Here is an 18,724-nt window from a genome sequence, read left to right as displayed (position 1 = left end):
GGCGGTGCTCAGCCGCGCCGCGCGTGCGCCTTCGCGGCGCTCGACGTCGGATCGGCGACCACGGGCGTCATCGCCGCCGCCTTCTCGGGCACGAGGCGCGGGCCCTCCGGCGGGAAGACGTGCTGGGGCTCGGGGAACAGGAACAGCGCGCCGAGGTACAGCACGGCTGCCGAGCCGATCGCCACGAGCAGGCTGATGTCGGCGCCGCCGGCGACGCCCGAGAACCATCCGACGATGACCGGCGGGTAGTAGGCGAAGCTGAGGCCGAGCGCCGCCGAGGCGATCCAGGCCACCATGCCGCGCCAGTTGACGCCCGCGCTGAACCAGTAGCGTCCGCCGGTCTCGCCGCGGTTGAAGACCTGCAGGTCGCGGCGGTCGAAGGCCCCGCGGCGCACGATGAAGCCGATCGCCATGATGACCATCCACGGCGTCGTGGTGACGACGATCGCGCCCACGAAGGCGTTGACCGCGCCGAGCAGGTCGAAGAAGAGCCGCCCGAGCAGGATGAAGGCGAAGGCCGCGACGCCGATCGTGATCGTCGCCGTCACGCGACCAGTCGCCGAGGAAGGCGCCGAACGAGATCGGGTTCGACATGGCGATGAGCGCCGAGAGGATGAACGTCGGCCAGAACGCGCCGAGCGCGTAGGCCTCGGGCCCGGGGTCGTAGCTCGGGTCGAAGACGCCGGCGAAGGCGACGATGGCGAGCAGGAACAGGATCGTGTTGGCGATCACCGCGGTCTTGTTGATGAGCAGCATGAACTGGTACCCGAAGACCACGACGACGATCACGATGAGGCCGATGAGGCCGTAGATCACCGTGCGCAGGCCGATCGAGTCGGGCACGCCGAAGAGCCGGCTCATGCCGCCGACGAGGGCGTCGCCGCCGACCCAGACCGAGATCGAGTAGAACGCGATGGCCGTCAGCAGCGAGAGGAACGAGCCGACGACGCGGCCGCGCACGCCGAAGAACGCGCCGGAGGAGACGGCGTTGTTCGTGCCGGTGCGCGGGCCGAAGAGCCCCATCGGCATGAGGAAGAGGATGCCGACGGCGACGCCGAGCAGCACGGCCGCGACGGCCTGCCAGAACGAGAGCCCGAGCGCGATCGGCAGCGTGCCGAGCAGCACGGTGGCGAAGGTGTTCGCGCCGCCGAACTGGATGCGCATGAGGTCGACCCAGGTCGAGGTGCGGTCGGCGTCGGGGATGGTGTCGATGCCGCGCTGCTCGACCTCCGTCGCGCGCGGGCGGCGTTGAGGGTCGTGTCGTCGGAGAGGACAACCACTCTGTTGTCGGTCATTGCGGTCCTTCGCTGGGGAGGCGGACGAATGACGCGACTCTAAACTGCCTGCACCCCGTAGGGCAACATTTGGTGTCTCACATGCACCGGATCCGGGTCGGGGCAGTGGGGCGGCCGGCCCTCAACGGCGGCGGAATTCGAGCGGCGGCTCGTGGAAGGGTAGCCACAGCGCGCGCTCGCGCGCGCTGATGCGGCGGGGACGGCCGGATGCGGCATCCACCATCACGATCGTCGTCGCGGCGCGCGCGTACAGCACGCGCTCCTCGGCCCCGATCGGCCCGTGCACCTCGTAGCAGACCTCGAGGCTCGCGCCGCCGATGCTGCCGAGCCACAGCTGCACGTCGAGCGGCTCGCGCAGATGCGGCACGGGCGCGAGGTACTCGACCTCCTGCCGGGCGATGAGGCTCAGCGTGCCGTCGTCCATGTGCAGCTCGGGCAGCGGCTCGGCGAGGGCGCTGCGCCCCGGCCAGAACACCTCGATGCGCGCCTCCTCGAGCAGCGTCAGCATGCGCGCGTTGTTGACGTGCCCGTAGGCGTCGAGGTCGCTCCAGCGCAGGGCGACGGGCACGTGCACGCGCGTCATCGCCGTCGCCCTAGTCGCGCGTCAGCTTGCGGTACGTCGAGCGGTGGGGCTTCGCCGCGTCGGCACCGAGGCGCTCGATCTTGTTCGCCTCGTACGACTCGAAGTTGCCCTCGAACCAGTGCCAGTAGCTCGGGTTCTCGTCGGTGCCCTCGTAGGCGAGGATGTGCGTCGCGATGCGGTCGAGGAACCACCGGTCGTGCGTGATGACCACGGCGCAGCCCGGGTACTCGAGCAGCGCGTTCTCGAGGCTGCCGAGGGTCTCGACGTCGAGGTCGTTCGTCGGCTCGTCGAGAAGCAGCAGGTTGCCGCCCTGCTTGAGGGTGAGGGCGAGGTTCAGACGGTTGCGCTCACCGCCCGAGAGCACCCCGGCCTTCTTCTGCTGGTCGGGGCCCTTGAAGCCGAACTGCGAGACGTAGGCCCGCGAGGGGATCTCGGTCTTGCCGACCTGGATGTAGTCGAGGCCGTCGCTCACGACCTCCCACAGGGTCTTGTTCGGGTCGATGCCGCCGCGGCTCTGGTCGACGTACGAGATATCGACCGTCTCGCCGATCTTCAGCGTGCCGGCGTCGAGCTGCTCGAGGCCCACGATCGTCTTGAACAACGTGGTCTTGCCGACGCCGTTCGGGCCGATGATGCCGACGATTCCGTTGCGCGGCAGGGTGAAGCTCAGCCCGTCGATGAGCACGCGGTCGCCGAAGCCCTTGTGCAGCTTCGTCGCCTCGATGACCTGCGCGCCGAGGCGCGGGCCGACGGGGATCACGATCTCCTCGAAGTCGAGCTTGCGCGTCTTCTCCGCCTCCGACGCCATCTCCTCGTAGCGGGCGAGGCGCGCCTTCGACTTGGCCTGGCGGCCCTTCGCGTTGCTGCGCACCCACTCCAGCTCGCCGGCGAGGCGCTTGGCGAGCTTCGCGTCCTTCTTGCCCTGCACCTCCAGACGGGCGGCCTTCTTCTCGAGGTAGGTCGAGTAGTTGCCCTCGTAGGGGTAGAGGCGGCCGCGATCGACCTCGGCGATCCACTCGGCCACGTGGTCGAGGAAGTACCGGTCGTGCGTGATGGCGATGACGGCGCCGGGGTACTTCTGCAGGTGCTGCTCGAGCCAGAGCACGCTCTCGGCGTCGAGGTGGTTGGTGGGCTCGTCGAGCAGGAGCAGATCCGGCTTCTCGAGCAGGAGCTTGCAGAGCGCGACGCGGCGCTTCTCGCCGCCCGAGAGGTGGGTGATCATCTCGTCGCCGGGCGGGCAGCGCAGAGCATCCATCGCCTGCTCCAGCTGCGAGTCGAGGTCCCAGCCGTTCGCGGCGTCGATCTCCTCCTGCAGCGTGCCCATCTCGGCGAGCAGCGCGTCGAAGTCGGCATCGGGGTCGGCCATCGCGAGCGAGATCTCGTTGAAGCGGGCGAGCTTGTCGTGCAGCGCGCGCACGCCGTCCTGCACGTTCTCCAGCACCGTCTTCGACTCGTCGAGCTCGGGCTCCTGCATGAGGATGCCGACGGTGTAGCCGGGGCTCAGCCGCGCCTCGCCGTTCGAGGGGGTGTCGAGCCCGGCCATGATCTTGATGATCGTCGACTTGCCGGCGCCGTTCGGGCCGACCATGCCGATCTTGGCGCCCGGGAGGAAGGACATGGTGACGTCGTCGAGGATCAGCTTGTCGCCGACCGCCTTGCGGGCGCGGACCATGGAGTAGATGAATTCGGCCATGCCCCCAGTCTAGGGAGCGGGCGGGTCGGCCCGAGCCGGGGCGGCCGCGGGATGCCCGGCCCGCCGCGTTCGCATACCGAATGCCGCTCGGCAGGCCCGCTTGCCGCATCGGGTGCCGTGCGGCACTCTCGTACCAACGACGCGGAGCAGGGCCGGGGGGCCTGGGAACCGCCGTCGAATCGGTGGAGCCGCCCCGTTCGGGTCGGGTCGGGTCCACCGGGTGACGTGTCAGCCGCTCCCGGCTCATTCGGGTTGAGCCGGGAGCGGCGACAGCAGGTCGCCCGTCCCGATCGGGGCGGGCGGCACCACCGTGCATCCGCCGGACGGGCATCCCGTCGAGCGCCCCCCGCTGTGCGAGCATGGAGGCCCTCGACCGGGGCGTGCGATCGGCCGGGCACCTCGATCGATGTACGGAGCGGCATGGGCGTTCGCGAGGCACTCGGCGGCCGGTGGGCCACCCACCCGCTCGTCTGGCTGCTCATGCTGCCCGCGGCCACGATGCTCGTCGTCCTGCAGGAGCTCGACCCCGACGCCCCGGTGCCCGCCTGGGTGCTGCTCTCGGCGGTCGCGCAGCACCTCGTCGACGGCGTCATCGTGCTCGGCGGCGGCGCCCTGCTGCGGCAGGGGCGCGCCGTCCTCCCCCTGCCGGCCATCGCGGGCCTCTGGTTCGCGGCCGCGCTGGGCCGCAGCATCACGGGGGCGAGCATCGCCGTCGCCCTCGGCGGGCGCGACCCCGAGCTGCTCTTCCGCGTCGTCAGCTGGAGTTTCACGAGCGCGGCCTGGGTTCCGGTCACCGTGTACTCGATCGCCGTGATCGTGCGCCGGCGCGAGACCCTCGGCGAGCTCGACGGCATCGAGCAGCGGCTGCGCGCCCTGCGCGAGCGCGAGCTGCGCACGAGCGAGACGACCCGCGCCTACCTCGTCTCCTCGCTCGGCGAGACGGTCGTGCCCGTCCTCGAGGATCTGCAGTCGACCCTCACCACCGCCCGGCACGGCATGACGGGCGCGGCCGCCGCCGAGATGAGCCTGCGCATCTCGCAGGTGCACGACCGCGTGCTCACCGTGGTCGACGCCGTCGGAACCGTCCCGCACGACGATGAGGCCGCGACCCTCCGACCGCCGAGCCTCGGCCGCACCATCGACCTGCGCCCCGACCGCACCTGGTCCACGGCCCTCCTCATCGGGTTCTCGACCCTCGCCCTGCTGCTGCCGCCCGGGCTCATGGCCTACGGCGCCCCCACGGCGCTCGAGCTGCTGGTGGCGACGGGCGCGGCGGTGCTCGTCCTCGGCGCGGTGCCCGCGATGCTCGACCGGTGGCCCATCCCCGGGGCGCCCGCGCAGGCGGCGACGCTCATCGGCGGCATCCTCTCGGTCGCGAGCGCCCTCGTCGTCATGCTCACGAGCGGCATCGACGCGATCACCGCCCGCGGGCTGCAGCTCGCGCCGCTGCTCGCGCTCAGCCTGGGCGGGGGCAACGTGCTGTTCCGCGCCGCGATCGCCGTCGCGAGCGCCAACGACGCCGCCGAGACGCTGCGCGGGTACCGCAGCCGCGAGCTGGAGGCGCTGGAGGAGCGGTACCGCACGATCGTGGCGCAGGAGCGCGAGCGCCTCACGCAGATCATGCACGGGCCGGTGCAGGGGCGGCTCGCCGCCTGCGTCATGGCGCTCAACTTCCACGCCGGGCCGGACGCCGAGCCGGCCGCCGTGGCGGCCATCGCCGAGCAGGTGCTCGAGCACCTCTCCGCCGCCGCCGACGACCTGGGGATGCTCATCGCGCGCCCGGCGTCATCGAGCTCCTCCTCGTGACGTCGCGCCCGGGGTCGCGGCGCGCTGGTGCAGGCCTACACTGACGCCATGGCCGACCTGCCGGGTCGCGACGCCGCGATCCTCGTCGCTGATGACGACGCCCTCGTGCGCACCGTGCTGCGCATGGCGCTCGTCGCGGAAGGGCACGAGGTCGTCGAGGCGGCCGGGGTCGCGCAGATCGCGGCGCTCGAGCCGGGCATCCGCCTGCATCTGGCCATCGTCGACATCCACATGCCCGACGGCACCGTCCACGACAGCCTGGACGCCCTCGCCGCGCGCACGCCCGCGCCGCGCGTGCTGCTGCTGAGCGGCGACGACCGCGCCGCGCCCGAGATCGCGTCGCGGGCGGCGGGGCTGGCGCGCAAGCCGATCGAGCTCGACGAGCTGCGCCGTCGCGTGACGGCGCTGCTGCGCGAGGGGCTCGACCCGCCGCGCACGACCGGGGCCTCGCACGGATGACCGCCGCCCTGACGGGATCGGCGGAGGACGCGGACGCCGCGTTCGCCCTGCTCTTCTCGCGCCATCCCGAACCGCACTGCCTCATCGGCGTCGACGGGCGCATCCGGGCGATCAACGACGCGGCGGTGGCGCTCATCGGCGGGGATGCCGAGGCGGTGGGGATGCCCTTCGACTCCTGGCTGCTCGCCGAGGACCGGGCCCTCGTGCAGGAGCGGCTCGACGGGGCGCTGGCCGGTGCCGTCCAGCTGTTCCGCATGCCGCCCGTCCTCGACGCGGTCAAGTCGCTCGAGCGGGAGGTCACCTACGTGCCGCTGCTCGATGAGCACGGCGCCGTCCACGCCGTGCTCTGCTGCACCACCGACCTGCTGTCGGCGTCGAGCCGCGAGCGCGACCGGGAGGAGGGGGCCGCCCTGCTCGCGATCGCCGGTCGGCTCGGGAGGTTCGGCGGGTGGGCCCTGCCGGCGGGATCGACCCGGCTGAGCCTCTCGCCAGAGTCGCGCCGCATGCTCGAGCTGCCGGAATCGGGCACGGTGCCGCTCGAGGAGGCCATCCGGGTGCACGCGGCGCACGAGCGGGAGCGCGTGCTCGCGAGCCTCGCCGCGCTGTTCGAGCGGGCCGAGCCCTTCCGCATCGAGATCGACGCGGTCACCGCCGCCGGGCATCCCCTCACGCTGAGCGTGCTCGGCGAGCCGGTGATCGACGACCGCGGGGTCGTCGTGAGCGCGCGCGGCGCGCTGTGGGACGTCACCGAGGCCGCCGAGGCGCGTGCCCGCAGCTCCGCCCTCGAGCGCCGGCTCGACGACACCCTCAACGCCTTCGGCGACGGCCTCGCCTTCCTCGACGCCGAGGCCCGCATCAGCTACGTGAACCAGCGGGCCGCGTCGATGATGGGGATGCCCCCGGACCGCCTGATCGGGATGTCGCTGTGGGAGCTCTTCCCCGAGGCGCGCGGCAGCCGGGTCGAGGCGGCGTTCCATCGCGCGATCGAGGCGGGCGAGCGCACCCAGGCCCGCGAGCGCTCCGACCGGCTCGGCATCTGGCTCGACTGCACGCTGCACCCCACCCGCGGCGGGCTCGTGCTGTACGCGCGCGACGCCACGGAGGACGAGCGGATGCGCCGCGCCGCCGAGGCGGCCCAGCGCCGCGTCGCCGAGCAGGCCGCCCTGCTCGACGCCTCGCGAGACGCCGTGATCGTGCGCTCGCTCGACGGCATCGTGCAGTACTGCAACGCCGCCGCGGCGCAGCTCTACGGGTGGGATCCCGCGGACGCGGTCGGCCGCAGCATCCACGAGCTCGTGGAGGACCGGTCGGCGGAGTTCGACGCCGCGATGGAGGCCACCCTGACGACCGGGTACTGGGCCGACGAGCTGCACGAGAGCACGCGCGACGGGCGCTCGATCATCGTGGACAGCCGGTGGCAGCTGCTGCAGGACGACGCCGGCGCGCCGACCGGGGTGCTCTCGCTCGGCACCGACGTCACGCGCTGGCGTCAGGACGAGCAGGAGCGCATCCGCGCCCGCCGGCTCGAGAGCCTGGGCACCCTCGCCGGCGGCATCGCGCACGACCTCAACAACGTGCTCACCCCCATCCTCATGGCGGTGCAGCTGCTGGGTCAGGGCGAGCAGGAGGACGCGCGGCGGGAGCTGCTCGCGACCATGGAGACCGCGGCCCGCCGCGGCGCCGACATGGTCGCGCAGGTGCTCGCCTTCGCCCGCGGCGTCGACGGCCGCCGGGAGCGCATCCGGCTCGCCCCGCTGCTGGCCGAGCTCGGGGCGAGCGCCCGCGAGCTGCTGCCCGACTCGGTGGCGCTCGAGATCGCGGCGGTCGAGCCCGATCTCGCCGTGCTCGGCGACAGCACCCAGCTGCTGCAGGTGCTCACGAACCTGGTCACGAACGCGCGGGACGCGATGCCCGGCGGCGGCACGCTCTCCGTGCGGGCGCACGTGCAGCACGATCGGGATGCCCCCGCCGACGCCGGGCCGTTCGACCACGTCGGCGCGCGCATCGCCATCGACGTCGACGACGAGGGCTCGGGCATGCCCGAGGAGGTCGTCGAGAAGATCTTCGAGCCCTTCTTCACCACGAAGCCGCTCGGGCGCGGCACCGGGCTCGGTCTGGCCACCTCGCTCTCGATCGTGCGCAGCCACGGCGGATCGATGCGGGTCTCGAGCGAGCCGGGGCGGGGCACGAGGGTCCGCATCGTGCTGCCCCTCGCCGAGGAGGCCACTGGCGAGGCGCCGCCCGCGGAGCCGGTGGACGAGACGGCGCCGCTCGGGAGGGGCGAGCTCGTGCTCGTCGTCGATGACGATGCGAGCATCCGGCTGGCGGCGGTGCAGACGCTGCGGGCCCACGGCTACCGCGCGCTCGCGGCGGCCGACGGCCGCGAGGCGATCGCGCTCGTCGAGAACGGCGATGAAGCGATCGACATCGTCCTCACCGACATGATGATGCCCGTCATGGACGGCGCCGCCACCACGGCCTATCTCGAGGAGCACCACCCCGCGCTGCCCGTCGTGGCCTCGAGCGGGCTCATCTCGCGCTCCGGGGGCGAGCAGGTGCCCGGCATGGGCGTCGCGGCGTTCCTGCCGAAGCCGTACTCGACGGCGTCGCTGCTGACCGTGCTGCGCGCCGCGCTCGACGGCGCGCGCCGGGCCGGTGCTGCAGCGGAGCGCCCGGCCGAGGTCGGCGGCGCGCCGTCGATCTCCCCCGCCGCTCAGACGGGGGCGTCATGATGAGCCTCAGCCGACCGGAGGGGAGCTCACGATGACGGGCACGGAGAGCAAGGCCCTGCGCGTCGTCGTCGCCGACGACGACGCCTTCACCGTCTCGCTCGTCGCCGGCGGCCTCGAGGCCCAGGGCTTCGCCGTCACGACCGCGACGAGCGTGGATGCCGCTCTCGACCTCGTCGCCGACACCGACCCGCACGCCCTCGTCACCGATCTCAACTTCGGCACCGAGGCCTCCGGCGCCGATCTGCTGGATCGCGTGACGCAGGACTACCCGTGGATCGGGCTCGTCGTGCTGACCTCCCACCGCTCCCCCGAGCTCGCGGTGCCGAACCCCCAGCTCATCCCCTCGTCCGTCGTGTACCTCGTGAAGTCGCAGCTGGCGGGCGTCGAGGATCTCGCCGCCGCGGTGCACCGCGCGATCAGCGGCCAGCCGGACGAGCGTCTGGAGAGCGCCGACGACGTGCCCACCGTCACCGCCGCGCAGGCGGAGGTGCTGCGCATGCTCGCCGCCGGCGCATCCACGCGCGCGCTCGCCGAGCACCGCGGCACGACCGTGCGCGCCGTCGAGACGATGCTCACCCGGCTGTTCACCGCTCTCGGGCTCGACACCGGCGAGAACGCGAACCCGCGCGTCGCCGCCGTCACGATGTGGCAGCGCGGCGGGATCCGCGTGCGGCGCGCCGGAGCCTGACCCGGTCGCTGTCGCCCGGGTCGACCGCCTGTCGCCGATCAGAAGGGCGTCGCGCCCGCACCCGCGGCCGCGAAGGGCGCGTCCTCGTCCTCCCCCGCGACCTCCTCCGCCGGCGACTCCTCCGCGCCGTCCGCGGGGCGGCGGGCCCCGATGACGCTGCGGGTGAAGGTCGCCCGGCCCCAGGTCAGGTCGTGGCCGATGGCCTCGGCGTCGATCTCGATGCTCGTGCCGCTCTTCTCGTCGCTCGTCCAGTCGCGGATGCGCACGCGCCCCGTGACGAGCACCCGATCGCCCTTCTGCACCGAGCTGGCGACGTGCGTGCCGAGCTGGCGGAACGCGGTGACGGTGTACCAGTTGGTGTCGCCGTCGAGCCACTTGCCCTCGGCCCGGTCGAAGCGCCGCTGGTTCGAAGCGAGGCGGAACGAGGTGATCGCGAGCCCCTCCGTCGTGACGATGTGGCGGGGGCTCGTGGCGACGAGGCCGGTGAGCGTGATGGTGTCGGACATGGCGTCTCCTCCTGCGGTCGGGGCCCGTGCGGGCCCTCATGGATGGGAGGGGCGCCGTGCGGTTCGTGCCGGAATCACGCCCGGCGCCCCGCGCAGGAGTATGCGGATCGGCGGCGGCGCGGGGCCGCCCCTCGATCGAGCAGGGGGATGACCCCGGGCCGGCGCCCCCTGGGGAGGAGCCGGCCCGACGGCGGTGGCGCTAGTGCTCGTGGAACTCGGGGCGGTCGGCGCCGGGCCCGAGGGCCGCGTGCAGCGCCTGCTTCGCCACCTCGAGCGAGTCGAACGGTCCGCGCTCCGCGGTCTCGGAGCGCAGGCGCACGGTGAATCGATCGCCGTCGCGGTGGATGGATCCGGCCGCACCGGCCGGGCCGAGGGCCACCCAGGTCTGGTGCGCGGTGGTGGACGTGCTCATCGTCGAGCTCCTTCCCCCGCCCGTCGGAGGGCGGGTGCGGGCCCGACGCTACGCCCGCGCGGCGGCGGTGTCGAGGGGCCCGCGGGCGGGCATCCAGGATCGCGCTCGCCGGTGTCGGCGCACGCCCCTAGCCTGGAGCCATGCCCTACGACGCCGATCCCGCCCGATACGACCAGCTCGAGTACGCCCGCGTGGGCGCGAGCGGCCTCAAGCTGCCCCGCATCTCGCTCGGTCTCTGGAACAACTTCGGCGGCGACCGCCCGCTCGAGACCCAGCGCGCGATCCTGCGCCGCGCGTTCGACCGCGGCGTCACGCACTTCGACCTCGCCAACAACTACGGCCCGCCCGCCGGCAGCGCGGAGGAGAACTTCGGCCGCATCCTGCACCAGGATCTGCTGCCCTACCGCGACGAGCTCGTGATCTCGAGCAAGGCCGGGTACCACATGTGGGAGGGCCCCTACGGCGAGTGGGGGTCGCGCAAGTCGGTGCTCTCCTCGCTCGACCAGAGCCTGCGGCGGCTGCAGCTCGACTACGTCGACATCTTCTACTCGCACCGGTTCGACCCCGAGACCCCGCTCGAGGAGACCATGGGCGCGCTCGCCACGGCCGTGCAGAGCGGCAAGGCGCTCTACGTCGGCATCTCGAACTACGGCCCCGACGAGACGCGCGAGGCGCACCGCATCCTCGGCGAGATGGGCGTTCGTCTGCTCATCCACCAGCCGAAGTACAACATGTTCGAGCGCACGCCCGAGAAGGGCCTGCTGGATGCCCTCACCGAGACCGGCATCGGCAGCATCGTCTTCTCCCCCCTCGCCCAGGGGCTGCTCACCGACCGGTACCTCGACGGCGTGCCCGCCGGCTCGCGCGCGGCGGAGGGTCGCTGGATCAGCGAGGACAACATCGATGAGACGTACCTCGGCCGGGCGCGCGCGCTCAACGAGATCGCCGCGGCGCGCGGCCAGTCCCTCGCGCAGCTCGCGCTGCTCTGGGTGCTGCGCCACGAGCAGGTGACGAGCGCGCTCATCGGCGCCAGCAGCGTCGCGCAGCTCGACAACAGCCTCGACGCGCTGCGCGGCGAGGCCCTGACCGCCGACGAGATCGCGGCGATCGAGCCGCACGCCGTGCACGGCACCGGCTCGCGCAGCTAGCGCCGATCCCGGCGTGCGCCGCTCGACGGGGATGCACCGCGCCCGTGTGGCGCGCATCCCCGTCGCCCGGCTGCCGCTAGCCTGCAGCCATGCAATGGGGGAATGACATCATCGACTGGCTGGCTTCCGACGAGGGCGAGCGCGTGCTGTTCGGCGCGATCATCCCCTTCCTGGCGATCATCGTGGCGGCGCTCATCGGCGGCGCCATCGGCCGCGGCTCGACGAAGCGCGTCATCGCGCAGTACAACCGCGATGCCCTCACCGCCGCGGTGCAGGCGCTCGTGCTCGCCGGGCGCAAGGCCGCCGGCTGGAACGGGCTCAGCACCGTCGAGCGCGTGCAGGTCGACCACCTCATCGGCGAGGCCGAGACCCGCATCCGCCTGCTGCCCGTCGCCGGCGCCTCGCTCGCCGCCTCCTGGGCGGCCCACCAGCTGGGCGACATGAAGCGCAACTCCGCCGGGTTCTCCTTCCAGGCGCAGCAGACGCTCGCCGAGTACCGCGACCGCCTCATCGCCTGGAGCGAGAAGCCGCGCAGCGCGAAGAAGCTCTTCGGCGCCGACATCGACCGCTGGAAGTACGAGACCGACGCCGACGAGCAGGCCCTCGTCGCCGAGCAGGCCCGCTGGGAGTCGTCGCGCACGAGCGAGCGCGAGAGCGCCGCCGTCGGTGGCCCCGCCCCGCAGCAGGCCGCACCCGCCGCCGCGCCGGCCCCGGCGCCCGCTGCCGCTCCGGTCGCCGCGCCCGCGATCGTGCCGGCCGCGAGCCCGGCCTCCTCCGCCCCCGCTCCGACCCCGGCGCCCGCACCGACGGCAGCCGCCGCCCCGGTCGCCCACCACGACGAGCCCCCGGTCACCCCGCCCTCGGCGAGCACGCCGGTCGTCGTCGGCGGCTCCGCTCCGGCCCTCACCGAGCCGGCCGAGGCCACGCCGACGCAGGCCTACGTCGTCCCGCCGCGGCAGTCCGACGACGAGGCCGGCGAGGCGCCGCGCCCCGTCTCGGCGAGCGAGGTGCGCGACCGCGTCGCCCCGTTCGAGTCCGACGACCAGCGCTGAGCCACCGCCCTCGAGGCGTTGCCCCTCAGGCACCGCACTCGAGGCACCGCCCCCGCACGGCCTCCGGAATCGTCCTCCGACGGAGCCGCTCGCTCTCGCGGCGCTAGTCCGCCGAGCGCTCCTGCTCGGCGATCGCCGCCTCGAGCCGCTGCAGTTTGCCGTCGAGCTCGCCCGCTCGACCGGGCCGGATGTCGGCCTTGAGCACGAGCGAGACCCGGGAGCCGTAGGCGCCGACGGCCTCGGTCGCGGCGCGCACGACCGCCATCACCTCATCCCACTCCCCCTCGATCTCGGTGAACATCGACGAGGTGCGGTTCGGCAGCCCCGACTCGCGCACCACCCGCACGGCCGCGGCCACGGCGTCGTGCACCGAATCGCTCGAGGAGCCGCCCGAGGGGGCGACGGAGAAGGCGACGATCATGAGGATGCTCCCTGCTCGAGTGGCGGAGCACCCAGCCTGCCACGCCGCGCCGGGCGGTCGACGGCAGACTCCGACCACGACCCAGCCGACGACTCCGCCGTCGGAACCGGCGACGCGCGGACGAGCCGCACGAGCGCCGCGACCCCCCAGGCGAGCAGCGCCACCCAGAGCAGGTTCCGCACGGTGATGGCGGCGAGCATGACGGGCTCGAGCGCGAGCAGCCGGCCGTACAGCACCGGGTAGAGGGTCTGCGTCAGCGCGGCGATCGCGAGGGCGAGGCAGGCGGGCACCGCCATGTGCGGGCCGCCGCGGCGCTGCGCGAGCAGGCCGAGCACGATGGGGGCGGCCAGCCACGTCGCGAACTGGGGCGACCCGACCTTGTTGAGCACGACGAGGGCCGCGACGAGGGCGATGCCGAGCACGGGCAGCAGCCGCTGCTCGTCGACGCCGCGCTGCTGGGCGACGACGGCGAGCAGCACGAGCACGCCGACGCCCACGGCGAGCAGCGGGGTCATGGCCGCGGCCGCCGCGTCGACGCCGAGGCCCGCCACCTGGAAAGTGAGCAGCGGGTCGTCGTAGTAGACCCGCGCGCCCCACTCCCCCGCGGCAGCGGCCCACAGCCAGACGGTCGCGACGACCGACTCGACCTGCAGGCCGCGACCGGCCTGCTCGGTGATCGGCGTGAGCAGGGCCGTCGTGCCGCCCAGAGCGAGCCCGAGCGCCACGACGAGTGCCGAGAAGGCCGCCGCGGTGCCGATCACTGCCGCGCGATGCCGGGCCGCGATCGCGGCTGCGAGCAGCAGGGCGCCCGGCCAGATCTTGATCCACGCGCCGAGGGCGAGCAGCGCCGCGGCGATCCGGGGCCGGCGCGCGAGCAGGGCGACCGCGGCGACCGCGAGGGGCGCGGTGATCGAGTCGATGCGGCCGAGCGCGATCGGGCCGAGGAGGGTGAGGAGGAGCATCCACCACCAGGCGGGCAGGACGTGGCGCACCCGGCGGCCGACGCCCGAGAGGCACAGCAGCGCCCCGGCGTTCAGCGCGGTGACGAGCGCCAGCCAGGCCTCGGTGTAGAGCGCAGGCCCGCCGACGTAGGCCGCGAGCATGGGCGCGAGCGCGACGTAGGGGTACACCCAGCCGGCGTCGATGCCGAGCCAGCGACCGCCGATGAGGCCCTGCTCGACCCACGGCAGGTAGGCGAAGTCGACGTCGCCGAGCGGGAACCCGGGGGCCGTGAGGTTGAGGAACCACAGCCAGGCGTGCACGAGCGCGAAGGCGATCCAGAGGGCGAGCGGGCGAGCGGCGGTCTCGCGGAGGAGGGCGAGCGGGCGCGTCACGCCGACAGGCTATCGCCGCGGCGGAGGTGCGCCGTGCCGACCGTTCAGGGCTCGGGATGCTCCCGCAGCAGCCGCGCGATGGTCGGACCGAGCTGCGCGCACAGGTCGAGCACCGTGAGCGGACCGCCGGCCGAGGCCGCCTCCGCGGCGAGGCCGTGCAGCACCGCTGCGGCGGCCGCGAGGTCGACCAGCAGCGCCGGCTCACCCTGCACCTCCTCGGCGTGCGTGGCGACGAGCGCCCCGAGGATGCCGGCGAGCGCGTCCCCGGCGCCGGCCGTGGCCAGCCAGGCGGGGGCCGAGCGGGCCGTGCGCGCGCGACCGCCGGGCTCGACGGCGATGCTCGTGCTGCCCTTCAGCAGCACGGTGGCGCCGTGCCGCTCCGCGGCCGCCCGGGCGCTGGCGAGGGGGTGCTGCTCGACCTCGGCGCGGGACGCGCCGAGCAGCGCGGCCAGTTCGCCGGCGTGCGGGGTGAGCACGCGCGGCGCCGACGAGGAGTCGACGAGGTCGAGGGCGCCCGCGTCGAGCACGAGCGGGCATCCCGAATCGAGGGCGAGGGCGAGACGATCGCGGGCGGCCTCGTCGCGATCGGAGGCGGGCCCCATGCCGCTGCCGAGCAGCCAGGCCTGCACGCGGCCGGCCGAGGTGACGGCCTCGGGCCGGCGCTGCAGCACGAGGTCGCTCGGGCGCGCGTCGCCGAGGTAGCGCAGCATGCCGACGCCCGTGCGCAGGGCCGCCTCGACGCCGAGCACCGCGGCGCCCGGGTACTGCGTCGACCCGGTCACCACGCCGAGCACGCCGCGCGTGTACTTGTGGCTGGCCTCGGTCGGCACGGCGATGAGCCGCGCGGCGTCGGCGGGGGTCATGAGCGGCGGGGAGGTCACGCGGTCACCCTAGCCGCGCCGCCGAGCCGGCCCGGTGCGCCGTGCTGTCGGAATACGCTCGGCGGGCACGGGCTTGGATGGAGGTGTGACCAGCGCGCTCTTCTCCCCCCTGACCATCCGCGAGCTCGAGGTACGCAACCGCCTCTGGGTCGCGCCCCTCTGCCAGTACTCGGTCGACGCCGCCGACGGCGTGCCGCACGACTGGCACCTCGTGCACCTCGGCTCGTTCGCCCGCGGCGGGGCGGGGCTCGTGATCGCCGAGGCGACGGCGGTCGTGCCCGAGGGTCGCATCAGCCCGCACGACACCGGCCTGTGGAACGCCGAGCAGGCGCAGGCCTGGCGCCGCATCACCGACTTCATCCACTCGCAGGGCGCCGCGGCGGGCGTGCAGCTCGCCCACGCGGGCCGCAAGGCGAGCGTCTACCCCGAGTGGGGCGCCACGACCGAGGGTCACGCGGGCCGGGGCACGATGCCCGCCGAGCACGGCGGCTGGACCCCGGTGGCACCGTCCGCCGTCGCCTTCGACGGGTACGCCGTCCCCGCGACGCTCGACGCCGAGGGCATCCAGCGCGTCGTGGACGCGTTCGCCGACTCCGCCCGCCTCGCCGTCGAGGCCGGCTTCGACCTGGTCGAGATCCACGCCGCCCACGGCTACCTGCTGCACCAGTTCCTGTCGCCGCTGTCGAACGAGCGCGACGACGCCTGGGGCGGCAGCCTCGAGAACCGCGCGCGCCTCCTGATCGACGTCGTCCGCGCCGTGCGCGCCGCCGTCGACGTTCCGGTGCTCGTGCGCTTCTCCGGCACCGACTGGACGGAGGGCGGCTGGGACGAGCACCAGACCGCGAAGGTCGCCGCCTGGTCGCTCGAGGCCGGCGCCGACCTCTTCGACATCTCCAGCGGCGGCCTCGTGCGCGCCGCCATCCCCGTCGGCCCGGGCTACCAGGTGCCGCTCGCCGCGCACGTGCGCCGCGAGGGCGGCGTGCCGGTGAGCGCCGTCGGCCTCATCACCGAGGCGCAGCAGGCCGAGGCGATCATCGCGGCGGGCGACGCCGACGCGATCATGATGGGCCGAGAGTGGATGCGCGATCCGCACGCCGCGCAGCGCTTCGCACTCGCTCTGGGCGACGAGTCGGCGCACGCCGCCCTGGTGCCGCCCCAGTACGTGCGCGCGCACGGCTAGTCGCCGGATCCCCTCGAGCAGCCCGCCCGGGGCGGCGGCCTACAGCCGCCGCCGCGTCGCGTCCTGCACCTCGCCGACGAGCTCCTCGATGATGTCCTCGAGGAACAGCACGCCGGTGACGTTGCCCTGCTCGTCGACGGAGCGGGCGAGGTGCGCGCCCGATCGGCGCATGACGGCGAGCCCGTCCTCGAGGTCGGCCCGGCTGAGGATCGACACGAGGCGGCGGATGCGCTTCGGCGGCACGGGGTCGTCGAACTCGTCCTCGTCGAGGTCGATGACGTCCTTGAGGTGCACGTAGCCCGTGGGCTCGCCGGCCTCGTCGACGAGCACGTAGCGGCTGAAGCCGCGCTGCGCGACGGCCCGTTCGACGTCGGCGGGCGAGGCGTCCTCCGGCAGGGTGACGAGCTCGGCCATGGGCACGGCGACGTCGCTCACGGTCTTCGTCGTGAACTCGAAGGCCGCGGTGAGGGCGCCGGAGCGGTCGTGCAGCAGGCCCTCGCGCTGCGACTGCTCGACGATGGTGGCGACCTCCTCGAGCGTGAACGCGCTCGCGGCCTCGTCCTTCGGCTCGACCTTGAAGGCCCGCAGCACGCTGTTCGCGATGGCGTTGAGCGCCCGGATGAGGACGCCGAAGACGCGGGCGACCGCGACGAGCGGCGGCGCGAGCAGCAGCACGGCGCGCGTCGGCAGCGAGAAGGAGATGTTCTTCGGCACCATCTCGCCGAGCACGACGTGCAGGAAGGTCACGATGAGCAGCGCCATCGCGAAGGCGATGCCGCTCACGACCTCGACCGGCAGGCCGGTCAGCTCGAGCGGGATCTCGAGGATGTGGTGCAGGGCGGGCTCGGAGACGTTGAGGATGAGCAGGGAGCACACGGTGATGCCGAGCTGGCTCGTGGCGAGCATGAGCGTCGCGTGCTCCATCGCCCACAGGGCGGTCTTCGCGGCGCGCGAGCCGGCTTCGGCGCGCGGCTCGATCTGGGAGCGCTTCGCGGCGATGACGGCGAACTCGGCGCCGACGAAGAAGGCGTTGCCGGCGAGCAGCACGACGAGCCAGGCGAGGCCCCACCAGTCGGATTCGGAGATCATCGCTCGCCCTCCTCGGGCTCGTCGACGCGCTTCGGCGTGAAGCGCACCCGGTCGATGCGCCGCCCGTCGAGCCGCTCGATGCGGAAGGTGCCGGCCTCGTGCTCGACGAGGTCGCCGACGACGGGCAGCCGGCCCAGCTCGGCCATGAGGTAGCCGCCGAGCGTCTCCCACGGGCCCTCCTCGGGCACGGTGACGCCGACGCGGTCGCGCAGCTCGTCGGGGCGCAGCATGCCGGGGAAGGTCAGCCAGTCGCGCGATCGCACGACGCCGACGAGCACGCGGTCGTGCTCGTCGGAGACCTCGCCGACGAGCTCCTCGACGAGATCCTCGAGGGTCGCGACGCCGGCGGTGCCGCCGTACTCGTCGACGACGACGGCCATCTGGTAGCCGCGGCCGCGCAGCTCGGCGAGCAGGGTGTCGAGCATCATCGTCTCGGGCACCCGCAGCGCGTCGTTCTGCAGCGCGGCGGCCGAGACCTCGGCGCGTCGGTCGTGCGGCACGGCGACGGCCTGCTTGACGTGAACGATGCCGACGATGTCGTCGATCGACCCGTCGATGACGGGGAACCGAGAGTGGCCGGTGCGGCGCGCGAGGTCGATGACGTCCTGCGCCGTGTCGCCGCGCTCGACGCTCGCGACGCGGGGGCGGGGCGTCATGACGTCCTGCGCGGTGTGCTGGGCGAAGGCGAGCGTGCGCGAGAGCAGCGTGGCCGTGTCGCTGTCGAGGCTGCCCTGGCTCGCCGAGCGGCGGACGAGGCTCGAGAGCTCCTCGGCCGTGCGCGCGCCGCTGAGCTCCTCCTTCGGCTCGATGCCGACGCCGCGCAGGATGGCGTTGGCCGTGTTGTTGAGCAGCACGATGGCCGGCTTGAACACGGTCGTGAAGACGATCTGGAACGGGATGACGAGCTTCGCCGTCTGCCGCGGCAGCGAGAGCGCGAAGTTCTTCGGCACGAGCTCGCCGACGATCATCGACAGCAGGGTGGCGATGACGACGGCGGTGATGGTGCCGATGACGGGGACGACCGCCTCGGGGAGGCCGATCGCCTCGAGCGGCCCGGCGAGCATCCCCGAGATCGCGGGCTCCATCGTGTAGCCGGTGAGCAGCGTCGTCAGTGTGATGCCGAGCTGCGCGCTCGAGAGGTGCGTCGAGGTGATCTTGAGGGCCGAGATGGTGGGCCCCAGCCGCTTCTCACCGCGGGCCTGCCGGGCCTCGAGCTCGGAGCGGTCGAGATTGACGAGGGCGAACTCGCTGGCCACGAAGAGGCCGGTGCCGATGGTGAGCAGCACGCCCACCCCGAGCAGGATCCATTCAGTTCCCACCGACGGCGCCCCCGATCAGATGGAGAGGGGCGGAGGGTCTATGGCAGGGGTCGGACGTCGAAGACGGAGGGTCATCCATGATGCGGACGAGTATAACGAGGGCTCCTCCGGGGCCGGCCGTGAGCA

The 18,724-nt window shown here is 73.5% G+C and carries 17 protein-coding genes and 1 pseudogene; 7 read left to right on the top strand and 11 right to left on the bottom strand.

Features of this window, described 5'->3' with window-relative positions; genetic code table 11:
* Positions 1–8: 8 nt before the first annotated feature.
* The 4 genes and pseudogenes from HGB54_RS12605 to ettA form a co-directional block, all read right to left on the bottom strand.
* Complete coding sequence (locus tag HGB54_RS12605; RefSeq protein WP_228545958.1) at positions 9–548, bottom strand: cytosine permease; 540 nt, start codon at positions 546–548, stop codon at positions 9–11.
* 58 nt (positions 549–606) lie between these two features.
* A pseudogene (locus HGB54_RS12805) lies at positions 607–1,164 on the bottom strand (cytosine permease); the annotation flags it as partial.
* 252 nt (positions 1,165–1,416) lie between these two features.
* Positions 1,417–1,878, bottom strand: a complete 462-nt coding sequence (locus HGB54_RS04765; protein WP_168915428.1) for an acyl-CoA thioesterase — start codon at positions 1,876–1,878, stop codon at positions 1,417–1,419.
* Between the two features lie 10 nt (positions 1,879–1,888).
* On the bottom strand, positions 1,889–3,571 hold the full coding sequence (gene ettA, locus HGB54_RS04760) for an energy-dependent translational throttle protein EttA (RefSeq protein ID WP_168915427.1): 1,683 nt from the start codon (positions 3,569–3,571) through the stop codon (positions 1,889–1,891).
* Positions 3,572–3,991: 420 nt separating this feature from the next.
* Between ettA and HGB54_RS04755 the strand changes: the two genes are divergently transcribed.
* Genes HGB54_RS04755 through HGB54_RS04740 form a run of 4 tightly spaced genes read left to right on the top strand, consistent with a single transcriptional unit; the run spans position 3,992 to position 9,256 of the window.
* Positions 3,992–5,377 (top strand): hypothetical protein, encoded by a 1,386-nt coding sequence (locus tag HGB54_RS04755; protein WP_168915426.1) that lies wholly within the window; start codon positions 3,992–3,994, stop codon positions 5,375–5,377.
* 48 nt (positions 5,378–5,425) lie between these two features.
* The gene (locus HGB54_RS04750; protein WP_168915425.1) at positions 5,426–5,836 is read left to right on the top strand and encodes a response regulator; all 411 of its coding nucleotides are present in this window, start codon (positions 5,426–5,428) and stop codon (positions 5,834–5,836) included.
* A complete protein-coding gene (locus HGB54_RS04745) occupies positions 5,833–8,568 on the top strand; it encodes a hybrid sensor histidine kinase/response regulator (protein ID WP_168915424.1) in 2,736 nt (911 codons plus the stop codon). The genes HGB54_RS04750 and HGB54_RS04745 overlap by 4 nt, the downstream gene beginning before the upstream one ends.
* Before the next feature lie 31 nt (positions 8,569–8,599).
* Positions 8,600–9,256 carry a response regulator gene (locus HGB54_RS04740; protein ID WP_168915423.1) on the top strand — a complete coding sequence of 219 codons (657 nt, stop codon included), beginning with the start codon at positions 8,600–8,602 and terminating at the stop codon, positions 9,254–9,256.
* A 38-nt stretch (positions 9,257–9,294) separates the two neighbouring features.
* Here the strand turns inward: HGB54_RS04740 and HGB54_RS04735 are convergent, their stop codons facing one another.
* Together HGB54_RS04735 and HGB54_RS04730 are read right to left on the bottom strand one after the other, a co-directional pair.
* On the bottom strand, positions 9,295–9,762 hold the full coding sequence (locus tag HGB54_RS04735) for a single-stranded DNA-binding protein (protein ID WP_168915422.1): 468 nt from the start codon (positions 9,760–9,762) through the stop codon (positions 9,295–9,297).
* A 199-nt stretch (positions 9,763–9,961) separates the two neighbouring features.
* A complete protein-coding gene (locus HGB54_RS04730) occupies positions 9,962–10,174 on the bottom strand; it encodes a methyltransferase (protein ID WP_168915421.1) in 213 nt (70 codons plus the stop codon).
* Between the two features lie 140 nt (positions 10,175–10,314).
* On the opposite strand from HGB54_RS04730, the gene HGB54_RS04725 reads away from it, so the two are divergent.
* Both HGB54_RS04725 and HGB54_RS04720 read left to right on the top strand, forming a co-directional pair.
* Positions 10,315–11,322: an aldo/keto reductase gene (locus HGB54_RS04725; RefSeq protein ID WP_168915420.1), complete on the top strand. Its 1,008-nt coding sequence runs from the start codon at positions 10,315–10,317 to the stop codon at positions 11,320–11,322.
* A gap of 89 nt (positions 11,323–11,411) precedes the next feature.
* Entirely contained in the window at positions 11,412–12,374 is a 963-nt protein-coding gene (locus HGB54_RS04720; protein ID WP_168914631.1) for a hypothetical protein, read from the top strand.
* Positions 12,375–12,477: 103 nt separating this feature from the next.
* On the opposite strand, the gene HGB54_RS04715 is transcribed toward HGB54_RS04720, so the two are convergent.
* Genes HGB54_RS04715 through HGB54_RS04705 form a run of 3 tightly spaced genes read right to left on the bottom strand, consistent with a single transcriptional unit; the run spans position 12,478 to position 15,010 of the window.
* Positions 12,478–12,795, bottom strand: a complete 318-nt coding sequence (locus tag HGB54_RS04715) for a thiamine-binding protein (protein ID WP_168915419.1) — start codon at positions 12,793–12,795, stop codon at positions 12,478–12,480.
* Entirely contained in the window at positions 12,792–14,129 is a 1,338-nt protein-coding gene (locus HGB54_RS04710) for a glycosyltransferase 87 family protein (protein WP_168915418.1), read from the bottom strand. Before HGB54_RS04710 ends, HGB54_RS04715 begins: the two co-directional genes overlap by 4 nt.
* Before the next feature lie 44 nt (positions 14,130–14,173).
* On the bottom strand, positions 14,174–15,010 hold the full coding sequence (locus HGB54_RS04705) for an ADP-dependent NAD(P)H-hydrate dehydratase (RefSeq protein WP_228545956.1): 837 nt from the start codon (positions 15,008–15,010) through the stop codon (positions 14,174–14,176).
* Between the two features lie 85 nt (positions 15,011–15,095).
* Here HGB54_RS04705 and HGB54_RS04700 point away from each other — a divergent pair, with 85 nt between their 5' ends.
* Positions 15,096–16,190 (top strand): NADH:flavin oxidoreductase/NADH oxidase, encoded by a 1,095-nt coding sequence (locus HGB54_RS04700; protein ID WP_168915417.1) that lies wholly within the window; start codon positions 15,096–15,098, stop codon positions 16,188–16,190.
* A 39-nt stretch (positions 16,191–16,229) separates the two neighbouring features.
* Here the strand turns inward: HGB54_RS04700 and HGB54_RS04695 are convergent, their stop codons facing one another.
* Both HGB54_RS04695 and HGB54_RS04690 read right to left on the bottom strand, forming a co-directional pair.
* Entirely contained in the window at positions 16,230–17,279 is a 1,050-nt protein-coding gene (locus HGB54_RS04695) for a hemolysin family protein (RefSeq protein ID WP_168915416.1), read from the bottom strand.
* Entirely contained in the window at positions 17,276–18,598 is a 1,323-nt protein-coding gene (locus tag HGB54_RS04690; RefSeq protein WP_228545955.1) for a hemolysin family protein, read from the bottom strand. The genes HGB54_RS04695 and HGB54_RS04690 overlap by 4 nt, the downstream gene beginning before the upstream one ends.
* Positions 18,599–18,724: the final 126 nt, after the last annotated feature.

Source organism: Microcella flavibacter (assembly GCF_012530535.1).
GTDB lineage: Bacteria > Actinomycetota > Actinomycetes > Actinomycetales > Microbacteriaceae > Microcella > Microcella flavibacter.
This window is presented reverse-complemented; position numbering and strand designations above follow the sequence as displayed.